A 17,115-nucleotide genomic window follows, 5' to 3' on the forward strand; every position below is an offset into this window, starting at 1 on the left:
CTTGTGCCTACCTGATCGCTTCCTATGACCAACGAGAGCAATGCAATGCTAGACGCGCTGCCGTTGCCTACCGCGTATGTGCCGGAGGGCGGGCCGGTGCAGTGTAATCGTTTGTGGTTAGAGTTGAGCGATTCGCGTGATACACCGGAGGATCTGATCACGGCTTGCGCCGGCGTTTTGGCGTGGGAAGCGCACGATCAGGCTGCGGCCCGATCGTGGGTGGCAACGCTCGCGCCGGATGATCCGCCCTTGCAGTTGGCCGCGCCGCTGCGCCGCGATCGGGCGCGGCACGTACAGGTGGCGATCCGGCGCAGTGCAACGGCGCTAACAGCGCAAGTGGTTGAGGTCACGGCGTTGTTGACAGCGCAGCATGCCGCCGAGCAGCGGTTAGAAGCGATCTTAAGCGCGCTCGATAGCCTTGAAGAGGGCTTCCTATTACTCGACGCCGAGGATCGGATAGTCTTCTGCAACCGGCGCTACCACGAACTCTACGCGATCAGCGCCGATCTGATCACGCCGGGCCGTTCGTTTGCCGAGTTTATCCGGCTGGGAGCCGAGCGGGGCCAGTATGTGAACGCAATCGGGCGGGTTGACGAATGGGTCGCCGAGCGGTTGCGATTGCACGCCGAGCTAGCGCCGATTGAGCAACACCTTGCCGATGGAAGATGGATCCGGATCGTTGAGCGGCGCACGGCTGATGGTGGTGCGGTCGGGTTACGAATCGACATTACCGAGCTTAAGCAAGCCGAAGAGCTGCGCCGGCAGTTGGCGATTCGCGAAGAGGTGATCGCAGCGCAAGCTGCGTTGTTGGCCGAGCTTTCGACGCCGCTGTTGGAAGTAGCGCCGCAGGTGCTGCTGGCGCCGATGGTAGGCGCCTTTGACAGCGCGCGCGCGGCGATGCTGATTGAAGCATTGCTGCACGCGGTGCAGCAACGGCGTGCGCGAGTAGTAGTGCTTGACGTGACTGGAGTGCCGGTGATTGATACACAAGTGGCGCAGGCCATCTTGCAGTGCGCCACCTCGGTACGCTTGCTGGGGGCGCAATTGGTCATAACCGGCATCCGGCCTGATGTCGCGCAGACATTGGTTGCGTTAGGAGTTGATCTGAGCAACATTATCACCCGCGCCGATCTGCGAGATGGCGTGCGCTATGCGTTGCGGCAGGAATAGCGGCGACGCTTGCTCACACCGTGCGCTCGATTACGAAGCGGGCAATATCGATCAGCGCCTGCCGGGCCGGGCTGGCGGGGAAGATAGCGAGGTGAGCAATCGCCTGCTCGATATAGCGTTCAGCCTCGGTTTGGGCGGCGGCAACGCCGCCAACGGCGATCACCTCGCGGATAACGTCGGCCACCAGCGCATCGTCCGGCGGGGTCTGGGCAAGTACCTCGCGCAGCAACGGGTTTGGCGAGGCAGCAGTGGCATAAATGAGCGGGAGGGTAATCGTCCCTTGGCGCAAATCGTTGCCGGCTGGCTTGCCGAGCGTCCGCTCATCGCCAATAAAATCGAGCACGTCATCGACAATCTGGAACGCCATACCGAGATCATAGCCATACCGGCCAAGGGCCGCGATCTGCTCATCGCTGCCGCCGCCGGCCACCATACCGGCCTTACAAGCCGCTTCAAACAGCACCGCCGTCTTCGCGCCGGTCTTATACAGATACTGGCGCAAGGCGCGGTCGAACGGCTCGGCAACCGTTACTGGGCTCAACTCACCCTCGCAAATGGTTTGCACCGCTTCGGCGTAAAAGGTAATGATGCGTGGATCAGGGCTGAGCGCCATCTCGGCGGCGGCGAGGGCAAAGAAGTAGTCGCCGACCATCAATGCCACGTCGTTATCCCAGCGGGCATGGACGGTAATTTGGCCACGGCGGCGGTTCGCCTGATCGACCAAATCGTCATGCACCAGTGAAGCGGCGTGAATCAATTCGGCGGCGGCAGCCGGGTGCAAGACGCGGTCAAGGTGATAGTGACCAAGGCGGGCGGCTAATACGGCCAGCGCCGCGCGCAGCCGCTTACCGCCGGAACGCACCGTGTGCGCGCCAGCAGCACTGATGACCGCCACTCGCGAATGGGTGCGCTCAAGCAGCCGCTGATCGATCGCACCGAGATCAGCCAAAATATTGGCGCGGTGAAAGATGCCGGCCAACCCGCCGGCGGTTTGCGGCGGCAACTCGCCGGCGCTGTGGTGACTATTGGTTGGTATGCGTGTCTCGGGCAACGAAACCGATCCCGACGGATTAAGTTGCGGTTGGTAGCCGGCCATGCGGCTGTTCCTTCCTAGGATCGCCGAGCCGGTCTGGCGCCGGAGGCGACGACGATCCGGCGATTGTGGCGCGCCTTGCCAGAGAGAAAGGTAATGTATCATCACCTTGTGATATTCGCCACAACCCGAACTATAACATATTCAGTACGGCTGTCAAACACATGGTTCGATTCAATATAACTGTACCATATCTATGGTGAAAACGCACGGGTGATGAGCAGTACGGTGCTGTTTTCCGAAAAGCGTTTGCGCCGTGTATAATAAGTGCGTGGAATCTTCGCGCATCACCGGATTGAGAGGCATCCAATCCGGGGTAGTGAGCGTATATCTTATGAGAGGTTGGCTGTGGCCCAACCGCACGATGCGGCCCGCTTGGCCCGGTTGAGCGATGAATCATTAATGGAACTGGTCGTGGCTGGCGACAGCGCAGCGTTAGCGCAGCTCTATGATCGGCATTCGCGAGTAGTGTACGGTCTCGCGCTGAGGATGCTCGGTGCGGCTGAGCCAGCGGAAGAGGTTGTGCAAGAGACATTCTGGCGGATTTGGAAGCGCTCGGCGACCTTTCAGGCTCATAGCGCCTTTTTACCGTGGATGTTCGGGATTACGCGCAATCTCTGCATTGACGAATTACGGCGCCGGCGGGCACGGCTAATGGTGGCCGGCCGTGATGACGATCTGCTGTCATCACTGCCTGATCAGCAGCAGAATGTTGAACAAGCGACGATTGAAACCGAACGGCGTCGCTTGATCACCGATGCGTTAGCCGATTTGCCAGCCGATCAGCGTGAAGTGATCGAACTGGCGTATTTCGGCGGGCTATCGCAGCGCGAGATCGCTGATCATCTCCAAAGCCCGCTAGGAACGATCAAAACCCGGATCCGGCTGGGATTACAGAAATTGAAGCAAGCATTGCTTCACTACGGCATAGACCCGCACGATCACTAGAAAAGTAGCCAGCAATGCACGACTCTGATCGCGAAAATGAACAATCACTGCTCGCTGCCGCGGCGTTAGGCAGCCTTGATCCGGCTGATCTAGCGGCGCTCGATCAGCTTCTGAATACTTCACCCACTGCGCGCGCCGAGTTGCAACAGTTGCGCGAAACGGTTGCCCTGTTGCCGTATGCGGCAGCGCCGGCTACGCCGCCGGCCCATGTGCGCGCGCGGCTGATGGAGCGGATCGCTGCCGATCAGGCGCAGCGCGCGCCGGTTGCCCGCCTTGCCTCATCGCGCCGCGCCGGCTGGCTGGCGCCGGCGATAGTGGCCGTGCTGGCGGTGATGGTGCTGTTTCTCGGCGGCTTGACTGTATCGCTACAGGGGCAGATGGCCACTCTCGCTGAGACGAACCAGCAACTGTTGGCGGCGGTCAGCGATTTGCGCCAAACCATGGGGGCGAGTGAAGCGCAGCAGGCTCAGTTGGCCGCCCAATTGACCCGCTCCGAGCAGCAGATTGCGCGCCTGAATGAACAGATTGCCCACGAGCGGCTGTTGGTGTCGTTTGTCAGCGCCCCCGGCGTGGCGACCCGTGAGCTGCACCCGGCAAAGGCCAATCTCGCGGCGCGGGGTGAGATGTATATGTACCCCGGCGAATCGCAGGCCGTGGTCGTCTTTAGCGGGTTGCCGCCGCTGCAACCCGACCGAGTCTACCGCTTTTGGCTGAGCGATGGCGTGCAGCGGATCGCTGCCGGCACCTTCCAAGTCGATGCGGCTGGATTAGCAACGCTCGTCGTCAATGCGCCGCGTGAAGTCAATGCCTTTACCGAGGTGATGGTGACGGTTGAACCGGTGACCGACGCAGTGCCGGGTGAGGTTGAGGTGATTTTGACCGGGACGTTGTGAACGGTCGGTGGCGGTAGGGACAGGTAGGGACATAGCGTCGCTATGTCTCTACCTATGCCCCTAAGACCACCGTTTCGGTTGTCAAGAAAAAGAGAAGCCCGCCCTCGAGGGCGGGTCTCATATTTGGCGACTCCGAGTGGGCTCGAACCACCAACCTTCAGCTCCGGAGGCTGACGCTCTATCCAATTGAGCTACGGAGTCATTCCGGCCTAAAGTATACTCGATTGCCGGCGAGCTGTCAACGTGACGGTGAATCTACCGCAGAGATCGCCGAGGAGCGCAGAGGGTGTTTTTTGTGGCCTGTTGCATTCTTCTGAGGTGCGTTTGGGTGTGAGAGAAGAATCGTATCGAGGTGGCGCATGCGACGATTGAAACGGGTGCTTGGTTGGATCGTGGGGGTAATTGTGGTGGCGGTGGCTGGGTTGGCATTGAGCATTCCGATCGACGCATTGATCGGCAGTGGGCGCGTCGCAGTGCTCACGAATACCGCGATCCCCGGCCCCGCCGGCCCGATCCGGGCCTTTGTCGCCGAGCCGTCTACTCCCGGCCCGCATCCCGCCGTGATCATGATCCACGAATGGTGGGGGTTACGGCCTGACATCATCGAAAAGGCGACCGCGCTCGCCGCCGACGGCTATGTGGTCGTCGCCCCCGATACCTTCCGCGGAGCCAGCACGACGTGGATCCCGCGCGCGATCTATCAAGTGTCGACCACGCCGCCGGCGCAGGTGCAAGCCGATCTCGACGCGGTGTTCGCGTGGCTGACGGCGCGACCCGATGTATTGGCAGATCGGATCGCCGTGATCGGTTTTTGCTATGGTGGCCGCACGTCGCTGCTCTACACCTTGCACAACCCAGCGGTAGCGGCGACCGGCATCTTCTACGGCATGGCGGAAGTTGATCATGAGGCGTTGCGCCAGATTCGCGGCCCGGTGCTGGGCATTTTCGGCGGGGCCGATGCCTCGATCCCGCTGAGCGAGGTCGAACAGCTTGAGCGCAATTTGAAAGCGGCGGGGGTTGACACCCGCTTTACCGTCTTCCCCGGCCAGCCGCACGCGTTTGTTGGCGGGATAGAAGCGATCAACGCTGGCGGCGCTCCCGGCGAGGCATGGCGGTTGTTGCGCGCGTTTCTGGCTGAGGCGCTGCACGGCCAATCCTCCTCGTCGCAGCGGCTGCCGGAACGTTTCGCCCCAACCCAGCCGATCACCTTCTTCGGCGCACTGCACCACCGCTTTGTTTGCGGGTGGTGAACAACGTTTGCGAAGATCCTCTTGACGAAACTCGTGCCGTGTGGTACACTTTTAGTAGTTCGGAAATGAACAACTATGATAGAAACGAACTTGCTCGAACAACTTACGGCGCTGGGGCTAACCGAGTACGAAGCACGGGTCTATCTCGCCTTGCTGACCGAGTATCCGGCGACCGGCTACCAGATCAGCAAGCTGGCTGGCGTGCCGCGATCGATGGTCTACGAGGCGTTGGGGCGGCTGGAAGCGCGCGGTGCGGTGCTGAAGTCGGTTGAAGAGAAGGCGACGTTATATCGCCCGATCTCACCGGCGATCCTGCTCGACCGCTACGAGCGCGAGGCACGCGAGCGGGCCGAGACGCTACGCAGCCAATTAATGCCGCTCTTTCGTCACGAAGAGAGCGATCGGCTGTGGAATTTTAGCGGGAGGCGCGAAGCGTTAGCGGCGGCGCGCGATCTGATTGAAGGCGCTGAACGTGAGTTGATGCTGGTGCTGACTGACGCCGATGTCGAAGTGCTCTATCCGGCGTTGGCTGATGCCCATGCGCGCGGCGTGGCGCTAGGGGTGATCCTCACCGGCGAAGCGCCCTTTTCGTTTGGCCAAGTGGTGCGCCACCCCAAACGCGAGACCGAGCTGCACGGCATGGTCGAGACGCTGATCGTCGTGGCCGATGAACGCGAGTTTTTGATCGCTTCCGGCCACGTGGCGACAACGGCCACCGTCACTACTAACCGCAACATGGTTTTGATTGCGCGCCAGTTTATCTGGATGGAATTGTTCGCACAGCGCATTTTTGCTCGTCTCGGCGACGATCTGCTGACCCGCCTCGATCCCGAAGACCGGCAAGTGTTGCATTCGTAACTCGGTAATCCAACCCGGCGGTGGAGAGGAGATTGTCATGACTACCATTTCCAATACTGCACCCTGGCAGCGCCTGACGCTGCTGCTCAACGACGAGATCCTCGAACCGGCCTTTGTCGCTTTGACCCTGATCGGTATCGTCACTGGTCTGATACTAGAAGGATCGGGTGCGCCGGAGTCGATCACGCTAGCCGTCCATCTGGCGACCTATTTCTTTGGCGGCTTTTACGCCGTGCGCACTATCATCGAATCGCTCCGCCACTGGTCGATTGAGGTCGATCTGCTGATGGTGTTGGCTGCCTTAGGCGCAGGCTACCTCGGCGAGTTTACCGAGGGTGCGATCTTGCTCTTCCTCTTTTCGCTGAGCAATGTCTTGCAGGCCTACGCCATGCGGCGCACCGAGCAAGCGATTACCGCGTTGATGCAACTGCGTCCCGATACAGTTACGATCCGCCGCGATGGGCGCGAACTCGATCTGCCGGTCGAGGCGGTGCAGGTGGGTGATGTGGTGCTGCTCCGTCCTGGCGACCGGGTGCCGCTCGACGGCGTGATCGAGCGGGGCAGCGGCACGTTTGACGAATCGGCGTTGACCGGCGAGTCGATGCCGGTGCAGAAGGGGCCGGGGATGGCGGTGCTGGCCGGTACGCTCAACCAGACCGGCGCGCTGGAGGTGCGGGTGACCAAGCCGGCCAGCGAGAGTACGTTGGCCCGGATTATTACGATGGTGAGCGAAGCACAGGCGCGCAAGGCGCGGTCGCAGAGCTTCCTTGAGTATTTCGAGCAGCGCTACGCGATTGGCGTGATCGTGGCAGTGGCGCTCTTCATCCTTGCCGTGCCGGCGCTGACTGGCGTGCCGTTCGCCGATACCTTCTACCGCGGTATGGTGCTGCTGACGGTCGCTTCGCCGTGCGCGCTCGTGATCAGCGTACCGGCTTCGCTGCTAAGCGCGATTGCGGCTGGGGCGCGGCGCGGGGTGCTGTTTAAGGGTGGCGTGCATCTCGAAGAATTGAGCAAGGTGCGGGTGATTGCCTTCGACAAAACCGGCACCTTGACCTTTGGCAAGCCTACCCTAGCCGATCTCGTGCCGGCGGAGGGGGTGGATGAGGCGGAGTTGTTAGCGATTGTGGCCCGCGCCGAGCAGCCGTCGGAGCATCCGATTGCGCGCGCGATTTTGCACGCCGCCGAAGAGCGTGGGATGACCATTGCGCCCCCCGATCAGTTCACCGCGGTCACCGGCATGGGGGTGCGGGCCACCTGGGACGGGGTTGAGACGCTGGTCGGTTCGCCGCGCCTGTTTGCCGAAGCCGACATGATCGTGCCGTCAGAACTGTTGGCCCGCGCCGATGAGCTGATGGCGCAGGGCCGGGGCAGCGTGTTGCTCGCCCGGCGCGGCAAGCAGTGGTTAGGGTTGGTAGCAGTGATGGATCGCGAACGGCCCGACGCGGCCCAACGGATTGCTGAGCTGCGCGCTGCTGGAATCGAGCGGATCGTGATGCTGACCGGCGATAACCCGCAGGTGGCCGAATCGATGGCGCGCCGGCTAGGGGTTGATGAAGTCCATGCCGGCTTGCTGCCCGCCGACAAGCTGCGTATCGTCGAGCAGTTGCGCCAGCGCTATGGCGCGGTGGCGATGGTGGGTGACGGCGTAAACGACGCGCCGGCGTTAGCGGCGGCGACGGTCGGCATCGCAATGGGAGCAGCCGGTACCGACGCTGCGCTCGAAACCGCCGATCTGGTCTTGATGCGCGACGACTTAAGCGCGATCACCTACGCGCTGCGGCTCAGCCGCCGCACCCAGCGCGTGGTCTGGCAAAATATCTCCTTCGCGCTAGCGGTGGTAGTTGTGCTGGTGCTGACCACGTTGACCATCGGCGTGCCGTTGCCGCTCGGCGTCGTCGGGCACGAAGGCAGCACGATCATTGTGGTGCTCAACGGCTTGCGGCTATTGATGTTCCGCTGATAGAGCCGGCTAATGCATGCAGTATAGAAGTGGGCCGCCAAACTAGCGGCCCGCTTCGTATTGCTATGGCGAATTAGAGATGCAACCCGAACGTATTCCGCAGCCACTCCAACACGATCGCGACCACCGTCAAGGCCGCCGCCAGTCCGGATCGCGGTGTTTTGCGTGTTACAATGACTCACGCCGGCCAAATCTGAGCCAGATCCCCATCGCCAAGATAAAGACAAAGATGATCACACCTACAACCACGTAGAAGTTTTTGAGCAGATTCATTGTCGTGAGCAAGTCTTTCTAACTAGTGGATGGTGAAACCACGATGGAAAGCATATCTGGCCTATGGCAGCTAAAGACAGAGATTATTTCACTGGTGAAAGATGTGTTGTATCGTAGACATAAGAACCGGATAGTCTCGGTAACGCGATTGCCGAAAATAGGACAAGGGAGAATGAACAATTTGATTGATCATACCATACCGCTGGCAATTGTCAAATCATCAAAGACAGCATGATCGAATAGGGTTGGCTATGGAGGGATGGTAAACTTTCTATTCATAGCATTGATAGGCAGAGAGCGGCAACACTAAGGTACGGCTGCACTAGTGCAGGGTAGGACTTATTTCTCTCTGGCGAGAACATCGTAATCACTTTACACTAAATCCAGCATATTCAAGTCGTGTGAGGATCGTATGCGTGCTCGATATGTGGTTGCCCGCCTGTTCCTCCTCAGTCTGTGGTGCGCAACCATAGCGGCGGCGCCGGCGCCGCTCGCAGCGCAGACCGATGTTCGCCAGCAGGTGATCGAATTGACCAACCAGATCCGGATGGCTAACGGCCTGCCGCCGCTCAAACGCAACGACAACCTGCAAGCCGCCGCCGATTGGATTACACAAGACAATGCTAGCCAGAATACGCTGTCGCACACTGATAGCCTTGGGCGCACTATCGGCCAGCGGTTTCCCGCTTTCGGATATAACTATTCGCTGGCTGCCGAGAATCTGGCGGCGGGGCATCCAACGCCAGATGTGGTTATGGATGGTTGGATGAACAGTGATGGCCATCGGGGCAACATCCTGCGCGCCGGCCTCTGCGAGATTGGCGCTGGTTACACCTATCAGAGCACGACTATCTATAAACACTATTGGTCGCAGACCTTTGGCTGTCGCTGGAACACCTACCCGGTTGTGATCAACGGTGAAGCGGCAGTGACCGGCTCGACGAATGCCAACCTCTACATCTACGGCGCCGGCTGGGCGCAACAGATGCGGCTGAGCAACGACGGCATCAATTGGACGGAGTGGATGCCGTATCAATCCAACTACACTTGGACGCTGCTCGATGGCAGCGGCGAGCGCACGGTCTTGGTGGAGATACGCGACGGCGCGACGGTTTATCGCAATAGCGACACTATTATCTTGCAGAGCGCCGCGCCGTTGATAACCGGCCCGCACCGGTTGTTTGTGCCGTTGGTGGTATGGTAGCAGGTGATTATCTGTCGTTGTGTGGAATGCCATAACGGCGGGAAGTAACCTGAATGCCATTGTGTGGGGGCGGCGGTCTGCGCCGAGTGGGGGCCGCCCGACCGAAGCAATCTCCTGCTTGGGTGGAAGGAATGCCTGAGCAAGGGGGGCAGAGCAGCGCTCTGCCCCTCCGCGCGGCTCGCAATGACAAGCGGCGAGCGCGAAGGGCGCCTGCGCGGTGTGCTGCCGCGCACGGGCTATGCAATTGCCCCTTCGATTCACAATTGACAAATCCCCGCTTCAGGCGTATAGTAATACAGCCTTTCAGGCAACGGCTCTACACGATGAGGAACGGAACCGCTATGGATAGTAGTCATTCTGGCCAGCGGCAAAGTGTGGTGATAACAATCAACGCATCTACCGGCCTCATCGGTTTGTTGTGCCGGCATGAATAGGCCGTAGCCTAATCATCGCAATGCACCCCGGTGAGGTAATCCCACCGGGGTTTTTTGCGTTGTAGTTGTCACCCCTGTGTCGCTGACAAGATGTACAAGGGGGTGACAATGACCACTTTCCCAACTCCCCGTATTGATGAAGTACAAGCGCTTATCGCCGAGCAACGCTGGCTCGATTTGCGTGAGCAATTATCGCGCTGGCCGGCCCCTGAGATTGCCGATCTCTTGCGCGAACTTTCTGCCGCCGAGCGGATGCTCGTTTTTCGCGTCCTGCCGCGCGCATTGGCCGGCGATGTCTTTTCTTACCTCGAACACGATGATCAATATGAGTTGTTGACCAGTCTTAGTCAAGAAGAGACGCGGCTGCTCTTGACTAACCTCAGCCCCGACGACCGCACGCAGTTGTTCGAGGAATTGCCCGGTCAGGTGACACAAAAGCTACTTAATCTGCTAAGTCCGGCGGATTTGCGCGAGGCCCGCCAGTTGCTTGGCTATCCTGAAGAGAGTGTCGGGCGCTTGATGACGCCTGATTATGTGGCCGTGCGGCCCGATTGGACGATTGCCCGGGCACTCGAACATATTCGTCTGCGTGGTCGGAATAGCGAAACGATTGATGTGATCTACGTCACCGACGACAAATGGCGGTTGCTCGATGCCATTGAACTACGCCGGTTTATTTTGGCCGAGCCGTCGCAAACGGTACGCAGTTTAATGGATGAGAGTTATGTTGTCTTGTCGGCGTTTGATGATCGTGAGCGTGCAGTTGATGCGCTGCGCCGCTATGGCTTACCGGCATTGCCGGTCGTCGATTCGGATGGTGTGTTGGTGGGGATTGTCACGTTCGACGACCTGATCGATGTTGCTGAAGAGGAAGTGACTGAAGACTTCCACCGCAGCGCGGCAGTTGAGCCATTGCGTGGTAGCTATCTGGAGATACCGGTTTTTGAACTGGTTCAGAAGCGGGTTCCATGGCTGGTAGCGTTGGTATTTGTAAATGTCTTTTCAGGGGCGACGATTGCAGCTTTTGAAGAAACAATTGCGGCAGTGGTTTCACTCGTGTTCTTTCTACCATTGTTGATCGGCAGCGCCGGTAATGCCGGTTCGCAATCGGCGACGCTGACGGTACGTGCTATGGCGACCGGTGATGTCGAGGCGAGTGATTGGTGGCGTCTGCTGCTCAAAGAACTGCTGGTTGCGTTGCTGTTGGGTAGCGCAATGGCGCTTGCAGTCGGGTTGTTGGGGGTGATCCGAGTGGGCTGGCAGGTGGCTGGAGTGGTTTCGCTGACGATGTTAATCTTGGTGCTGATGGGAAGTCTGATCGGAATGTCATTGCCCTTTATTCTGCGGCGGTTAGGCCTTGATCCGGCGACGGCGAGTGGGCCGTTGGTGACGTCGTTGTCGGATATTGGTGGAGTGTTGATCTACTTCTCGCTGGCGACGTATTTGTTAGGATTGTAACGCTAAGGCGCAAGGGGCGCAAAGGCGCGGAGGGGGGACGCTAAGGCGCAAGGGACGCAAAGGCGCGGAGGGGGGACGCTAAGGCGCAGGAGAGGCGGAATGAGTTTGATAAGCGGATAAGAGGTTAGTATTATGTTCAAACCGCGTACTTTTACTCCAACGCCTCCAACGCAATCAACTTCGATAAGAGCCGATATTTGGTTGCTGTTGGTGCTGTTGAGCATCTTATCGTTAGCGATTGGTGGGGCAGTGAGCGCACCGGCGATAGTGCAGGGGCCGGAGATTGATCTGTCGTTGAGTGCGCTGCCTTTTTATGCACTGCGTTCGATAACGCGGATGGCGTTAGCTTATCTGTTGTCAGTTGTTTTCACGCTTATCTACGGCTATATTGCGGCTTACAATGCGCGGGCCGAGCGGATTCTGATTCCGCTGCTCGATGTCTTGCAGAGTGTGCCAATTTTGTCATTTCTGCCGGTGGTGTTGCTGAGTCTGAGCGCGGTGTTGCCGGAGGCGTGGGCGGTTGAATTGACGGCGATAGTGCTGATCTTTACCAGCCAAGTCTGGAATATGACGTTTGCGTGGTACCAATCGCTGACCACCATCCCGCGCGAGCTGCGTGAAGCGAGCAGCATCTTTCGCTTCTCACGCTGGCAACGCTTTACCACCCTCGAATTTCCGTTCGGTGCGCTGGCATTGGTTTGGAATAGTATGATGAGCTGGGCTGGTGGTTGGTTTTTTCTCATGGCAGCCGAAATCTTCACACTCGGCGAGCGCGACTTTCGTCTACCGGGGTTGGGGTCGTTTTTGCATACGGCGGCTGATACCGGTGATCTGATGGCTATTGGCTGGGGTGTGTTAACGCTGGTGGTGGTGATTGTCGTGCTCGATCAGTTTGTGTGGCGACCGTTGTTGGCGTGGGCCGGCCAATTTCGGCTAGAGATGATCGAGCGCGATGATGATGAGGGTCAGTCGTGGTTTTACAATTTGATCCAGCAGTCGGTATTGGCAAGTTGGATGGGGAGATTGGCGGGTGCCATTAATCGGGTGATTACCCGCCAATTCGGCCGCGATCCTGCCCCCGATCCGTACCTTAGTGACGCACCCCGGCATTCGTGGGTGGGGATTGGGCTGCTGGTGGTGAGTGTGTTATTGGTCGGTTGGGGTGGCTGGGTTGGAAGTCGCTTGTTGCTAAGTGTGGCTCCAGCACAATGGGGTGTAATTGTGCTTAGCGTGGGGGCGACGATGCTGCGAGTAGCGACGGCGATGACTATTGCGCTGCTGTGGACGGTGCCGGTCGGGGTGTTTATCGGCACGCGCCCGCGGGTGGCGGCCATGTTGCAGCCAATCGTGCAGATCGCGGCGTCGGTGCCGGCGACGGCCCTCTTTCCGGTGTTGGTGTTGGCGTTTCTGGCCCTTCCCGGCGGTCTGAATCTCGCCGCGGTCGTCTTGATGATGCTCGGTACTCAGTGGTACATCTTGTTTAACGTGATTGCCGGCGCGGCGGCCATTCCGCAAGATTTGCGCTTTACCAGCGAATTGCTGCAACTGCACGGCTGGGAGCGCTGGCGCACGCTGATCTTGCCCGGTCTGTTTCCCTATCTGATTACTGGCCTGATCACGGCTAGCGGCGGGGCGTGGAATGCTAGTATTATCGCCGAGTATGTCGTGTTTAACCAACAGACCTACCAGACGTTTGGCATTGGTGCGCAGATTGCCGCTGCGACCGCCGCCGGTGATTTTGCCGGTTTGTTTGCAGCAACTCTGGCTATGATTATCGCCGTGGTTGCGATTAACCGCTTGGTGTGGCGGCGGTTGTACCGACTGGCCGAGACAAAGTATCGGATGGAATAGGATGACCTGTGACGGTGGCGGAAGACGGAACGAACCCCCCTGTCGAGTTACGAAATTGATTAGGAGCGACCTATGCAGATAACACAATCCAAGCCACTGGTAGAACTGATGGGTGTGACGCAACGGTACGGGCGTGGCACGCGCCAGTTTACCGCCATTCAAGATATTAACCTGACCATTGCCGAAGGCGAGTTTGTCGCTTTACTCGGCCCATCGGGTTGTGGGAAGAGTACGCTCTTGCGCATCATCACCGGTCTCAACCGGCCTAGCGAGGGGCTGGTGCGCTATCGGGGCAAGGCGCTAGAGGGCGTGAATCCGTATGCGACGATCGTCTTCCAAACCTTTGCCCTCTTCCCATGGTTGACGGTGGAAGAGAATGTCGCGGTGGCCTTAAAAGCGCGGGGTAAAGATGAAGCGGAAGCTCACCGGCGAGCGGTGGAGTTGATTGATCTGGTTGGTCTTGATGGTTTCGAGCAAGCCTACCCGCGTGAGTTGTCGGGCGGTATGCGGCAGAAGGTTGGTATTGCCCGCGCATTGGCGGTTGACCCAGAGCTGCTCTGCCTTGATGAGCCGTTCAGCGCGCTCGATGTGCTGAGCGCCGAGACGCTGCGCGGCGAGGTGCTGGAATTGTGGACGGGCGGTAGTCTGAAGATTCGGGCGGTGTTGATGGTCAGCCACAATATCGAAGAGGCGGTTTTCATGGCTGATCGGATCGTGGTGATGGACAAAAATCCGGGCCGGATTGTAGCTGAAGTGCCGGTCAACTTGCCCCACCCGCGCGATCGCAAATCCGATGCGTTTGCTGCCTTGGTAGCGCGGGTGTACGCGGTGCTGGCCGGGCAAACCCAACCCGAAGCAATTGAGTACGGCACCGAGCCGGGTCAAAACGGGCAAACGCGCCTGCTGCCGGCGGCATCGGTCACGGCGCTGGCCGGTCTGCTCGAACAGGCCAATGCCACCGACGACGAGCGCGATCCGCTGGCGAAACTGCAAGATGAACTTGGTTTAGACCTCGACCAGATGTTGCCGCTGATCGAGGCGGCTGAGTTACTCGGCTTTGCGCGGGTGGAGAGCGGTAACCTGATACTCACCCCACTCGGTGAAGCATTTGCCGAGGCGAGCATTCAAACCCGCAAAGAGATTTTTGCCTCGCGGTTGCGGCGGTTGCCGTTCTTCCGCTGGATGATGCGTATGATCTCTGCTGCCGATAACCAATCGTTGCGCTGGGAGGTGTTACTCACCGCGCTCGAACCGGAATTTCCGCCCGAAGTGGCTGAACGGCAGCTCGACATCGCGCTGGAGTGGGGGCGCTACGCCGAGCTGTTTGCGTATGATGATGCTGAGGGGAGATTTTTCCTTGAGACGCCGACCACGGTGGGGGGTGAACGCTAGCGAAAAGGCGCTAACGCAAAGGCGCAGAGCACGCAACAGTGGAACAGTGTACAGAGGAGAAGGCATTAGCGAATGCAAGAGTACTGTTACTCTCTCCAAAACCCTTCGCGCTTTCCGCGTACTTCGCGTCGTTGCGTTATTACCGGCGACAATAATCAGGTGTAAGCCAGGCGCTTGCCGCCGTTTCTGTGCCGAGGAGATCATTGTATGCCCGACGAGCGGACGGTCAACATTCAGGGAATTGTAAGCGGTTCACCAATTATTACGGGTGATGCCAACACCGTCATCCAATATCTCACTGCCCCCATCCGCCGCTTACCGATGGATTACGCCTCCCGCATCCAGGACTTCCTCACCCTCTACTTGGGCACACCGGAAAGACCGGTTCCCTTTGGTGGGCGTGATGACAAGCTCCGCGACCTGGACGCCTGGCTGAGCGACCCGGACCGGCCCTACGCTCTGCTTACCGCTCCGGCAGGCAGGGGCAAATCTGCGTTGCTGGTGCGCTGGCTGACCTCCCTACGGACGCGCCAGCCAGACCTGAAAACAGTGTTCGTGCCGGTTAGCATCCGGTTCAGCACCAACCTGGCTAGCGTCACCTTTGCCTCGCTGGCGGCGCAACTGGCGCGCGCCTTTGACGAAGACGTCCCTACGGATGCTAACACCCCCGATGAAGTCTGGCGCGGTCTCTGCCGCAGTTATCTCGACCGCAAGCCGCCTAGCGGTGGGCTACTGGTGGTACTGGACGGGCTGGACGAAGCCGCCAACTGGAGGCCGGACGGGGCGCTCTTTCCGCAACACCCGCTACCGGGGCTGAAGGTGCTGGTCAGCGCCCGCCTGACCGTCGACCGTCCCCGCGCCGACGACTGGCAGCGGGCGCTGGTTTGGCAGCGGCTGAACGTCACCCGTCTCGACCTGCTGCCGCTTAACCACCTCGGCCTGCGGGATGTGCTGGAGAAGATGGGTGTCCCGCTGGACGAACTCGCCCGCCAACCGTTCATCGTTGAAGAACTCTACCGTCTGACCGAGGGCGACCCGCTGCTGACCGGCCTATATGTAGCCGACCTATGGGCGCAAGGCGAAGCCGTTCGTCGCTTGAAGCCAGAAGACCTGCGCAGCCTGCGCCCCGGCTACGAGGGCTACATTGAGCGTTGGTGGGACGACCAGCGCGTGTTGTGGGGCGTGCAAAGCCCCTTGCGTGAGGCCGGTGTGCGCGCCGTGTTGAACCTGCTCGCCACCGCGCTCGGCCCGCTGCGCAAAGAAGACCTGCTGGTGCTGGCCGACCCATCCGCAGGGCTGGATTCCTGGACGCTGGAAGACAGCTTGCGCCCGCTGGCGCGCTTTGTGGTGCTCAGCGGTGATGGCTACGTCTTTGCCCACCCGCGCTTAGGCGAGTATTTCTGGAACAAACTGACCCCAAACGAGCAGCGAAAGATGGAAGAGCGCTTCTTAAGCTGGGGGCGTGATGTGCTGGCGAAGTTGCAGAGCAGCGCGCTCTCGCCGCAGCAAGCACCGCCCTACGTGGTGCGCTACTATCGCATCCATATGGAGCGGGCGGGCCTCCCGCTGAGCGACCTGCGCCCGCTGGTGGAAACGTATGCCTGGGCACAGGCCTGGGAAATGCTGGAAGGCGCTTTGGGCAGCTACCTGAGTGACGTCCAGGCTGTGTGGAAGCGCGCCAGCGAAGAAAACTGCTGTGCTGCCGAACGCAACGACCATACCCCGTACTTAGGGTTGGAAATCCGCTGCGCGCTGATTGAAGCCAGCGTCCACAGTCTGGCGGCGAACCTGCCGACGGCATTACTCGCAGCGCTGGTAAAGCATGGCATGTGGACTATGCCACAGGCGCTGGTTTATCTTCGCCAGATGCCGCATGAGAACCACCGCGCTGAAGCGTTGGTGGCGCTGGCAGAGTGCATCACGGCCGAGGTACTGCTGGCGGAGGTACTGGCGGTGGCGCGGGAGATTAAGGATGACTGGAAGCGCGCCGAGGTGCTGGCGGCGGTGGCGGCGCGTGCTCCGGCGGCGGTACTGGCGGCGGTGCTGGCGGCGGCGCGGGCGATTGAGGATGACTGGTGGCGCGCCGAGGTGCTGGCGGCGGTGGCCGAGCGCGTTCCTGACCTCTGGCCGGAGGTGCTGGCGGCGGCGCGGGAGATCGGGGATGTGGAGAAGCGCGCCGAGGTGCTGGCGACGGTGGCCGAGCGCCTGGCAAACAGGCCACGCGCTTGGCTCTACCCCTGCTGGGTGGAAACGCTACCCGTTCTCGCCAGCCGTGTGCGTCCCGACTTGCTCAGCGATCTGCGAGCCCTTGCGCCACTCATCCACGCTTTG

12 protein-coding genes and 1 tRNA gene are annotated in these 17,115 nt (G+C 59.9%); 11 read left to right on the forward strand and 2 right to left on the reverse strand.

Going from position 1 to position 17,115, the window contains the following annotated elements:
• Positions 1 to 45: 45 nt before the first annotated feature.
• Positions 46 to 1,170: a PAS-domain containing protein gene (locus U9R61_RS09405; protein ID WP_322488556.1), complete on the forward strand. Its 1,125-nt coding sequence runs from the start codon at positions 46 to 48 to the stop codon at positions 1,168 to 1,170.
• A 13-nt stretch (positions 1,171 to 1,183) separates the two neighbouring features.
• On the opposite strand, the gene U9R61_RS09410 is transcribed toward U9R61_RS09405, so the two are convergent.
• Positions 1,184 to 2,266, reverse strand: a complete 1,083-nt coding sequence (locus U9R61_RS09410) for a polyprenyl synthetase family protein (protein ID WP_322488557.1) — start codon at positions 2,264 to 2,266, stop codon at positions 1,184 to 1,186.
• Between the two features lie 345 nt (positions 2,267 to 2,611).
• On the opposite strand from U9R61_RS09410, the gene U9R61_RS09415 reads away from it, so the two are divergent.
• Together U9R61_RS09415 and U9R61_RS09420 are read left to right on the forward strand one after the other, a co-directional pair.
• Positions 2,612 to 3,211, forward strand: a complete 600-nt coding sequence (locus tag U9R61_RS09415) for an RNA polymerase sigma factor (RefSeq protein ID WP_322488558.1) — start codon at positions 2,612 to 2,614, stop codon at positions 3,209 to 3,211.
• 14 nt (positions 3,212 to 3,225) lie between these two features.
• Positions 3,226 to 4,104: an anti-sigma factor gene (locus U9R61_RS09420; protein WP_322488559.1), complete on the forward strand. Its 879-nt coding sequence runs from the start codon at positions 3,226 to 3,228 to the stop codon at positions 4,102 to 4,104.
• Between the two features lie 124 nt (positions 4,105 to 4,228).
• Here U9R61_RS09420 and U9R61_RS09425 read toward each other — a convergent pair.
• A tRNA-Arg gene (locus U9R61_RS09425) sits at positions 4,229 to 4,305 on the reverse strand.
• Between the two features lie 158 nt (positions 4,306 to 4,463).
• Between U9R61_RS09425 and U9R61_RS09430 the strand changes: the two genes are divergently transcribed.
• From U9R61_RS09430 to U9R61_RS09465, 8 genes are all read left to right on the forward strand, one after another.
• Positions 4,464 to 5,354 carry a dienelactone hydrolase family protein gene (locus U9R61_RS09430; protein ID WP_322488560.1) on the forward strand — a complete coding sequence of 297 codons (891 nt, stop codon included), beginning with the start codon at positions 4,464 to 4,466 and terminating at the stop codon, positions 5,352 to 5,354.
• 75 nt (positions 5,355 to 5,429) lie between these two features.
• Positions 5,430 to 6,212, forward strand: coding sequence for a TrmB family transcriptional regulator (locus tag U9R61_RS09435; protein ID WP_322488561.1), 783 nt, complete (start codon positions 5,430 to 5,432; stop codon positions 6,210 to 6,212).
• 37 nt (positions 6,213 to 6,249) lie between these two features.
• A complete protein-coding gene (locus U9R61_RS09440; protein WP_322488562.1) occupies positions 6,250 to 8,172 on the forward strand; it encodes a heavy metal translocating P-type ATPase in 1,923 nt (640 codons plus the stop codon).
• A gap of 685 nt (positions 8,173 to 8,857) precedes the next feature.
• A complete protein-coding gene (locus U9R61_RS09445; RefSeq protein ID WP_322488563.1) occupies positions 8,858 to 9,649 on the forward strand; it encodes a CAP domain-containing protein in 792 nt (263 codons plus the stop codon).
• Between the two features lie 542 nt (positions 9,650 to 10,191).
• Positions 10,192 to 11,541 carry a magnesium transporter gene (gene mgtE, locus U9R61_RS09450; protein ID WP_322488564.1) on the forward strand — a complete coding sequence of 450 codons (1,350 nt, stop codon included), beginning with the start codon at positions 10,192 to 10,194 and terminating at the stop codon, positions 11,539 to 11,541.
• A 132-nt stretch (positions 11,542 to 11,673) separates the two neighbouring features.
• Positions 11,674 to 13,392, forward strand: coding sequence for an ABC transporter permease (locus U9R61_RS09455; protein WP_416208839.1), 1,719 nt, complete (start codon positions 11,674 to 11,676; stop codon positions 13,390 to 13,392).
• 72 nt (positions 13,393 to 13,464) lie between these two features.
• A complete protein-coding gene (locus U9R61_RS09460; RefSeq protein ID WP_322488566.1) occupies positions 13,465 to 14,784 on the forward strand; it encodes a nitrate/sulfonate/bicarbonate ABC transporter ATP-binding protein in 1,320 nt (439 codons plus the stop codon).
• A gap of 207 nt (positions 14,785 to 14,991) precedes the next feature.
• A partial coding sequence (locus U9R61_RS09465) for a hypothetical protein (protein ID WP_322488567.1) occupies positions 14,992 to 17,115 on the forward strand: 2,124 nt, incomplete at its 3' end.

It is taken from the genome of Chloroflexus sp., from assembly GCF_034431535.1.
GTDB lineage: Bacteria > Chloroflexota > Chloroflexia > Chloroflexales > Chloroflexaceae > Chloroflexus.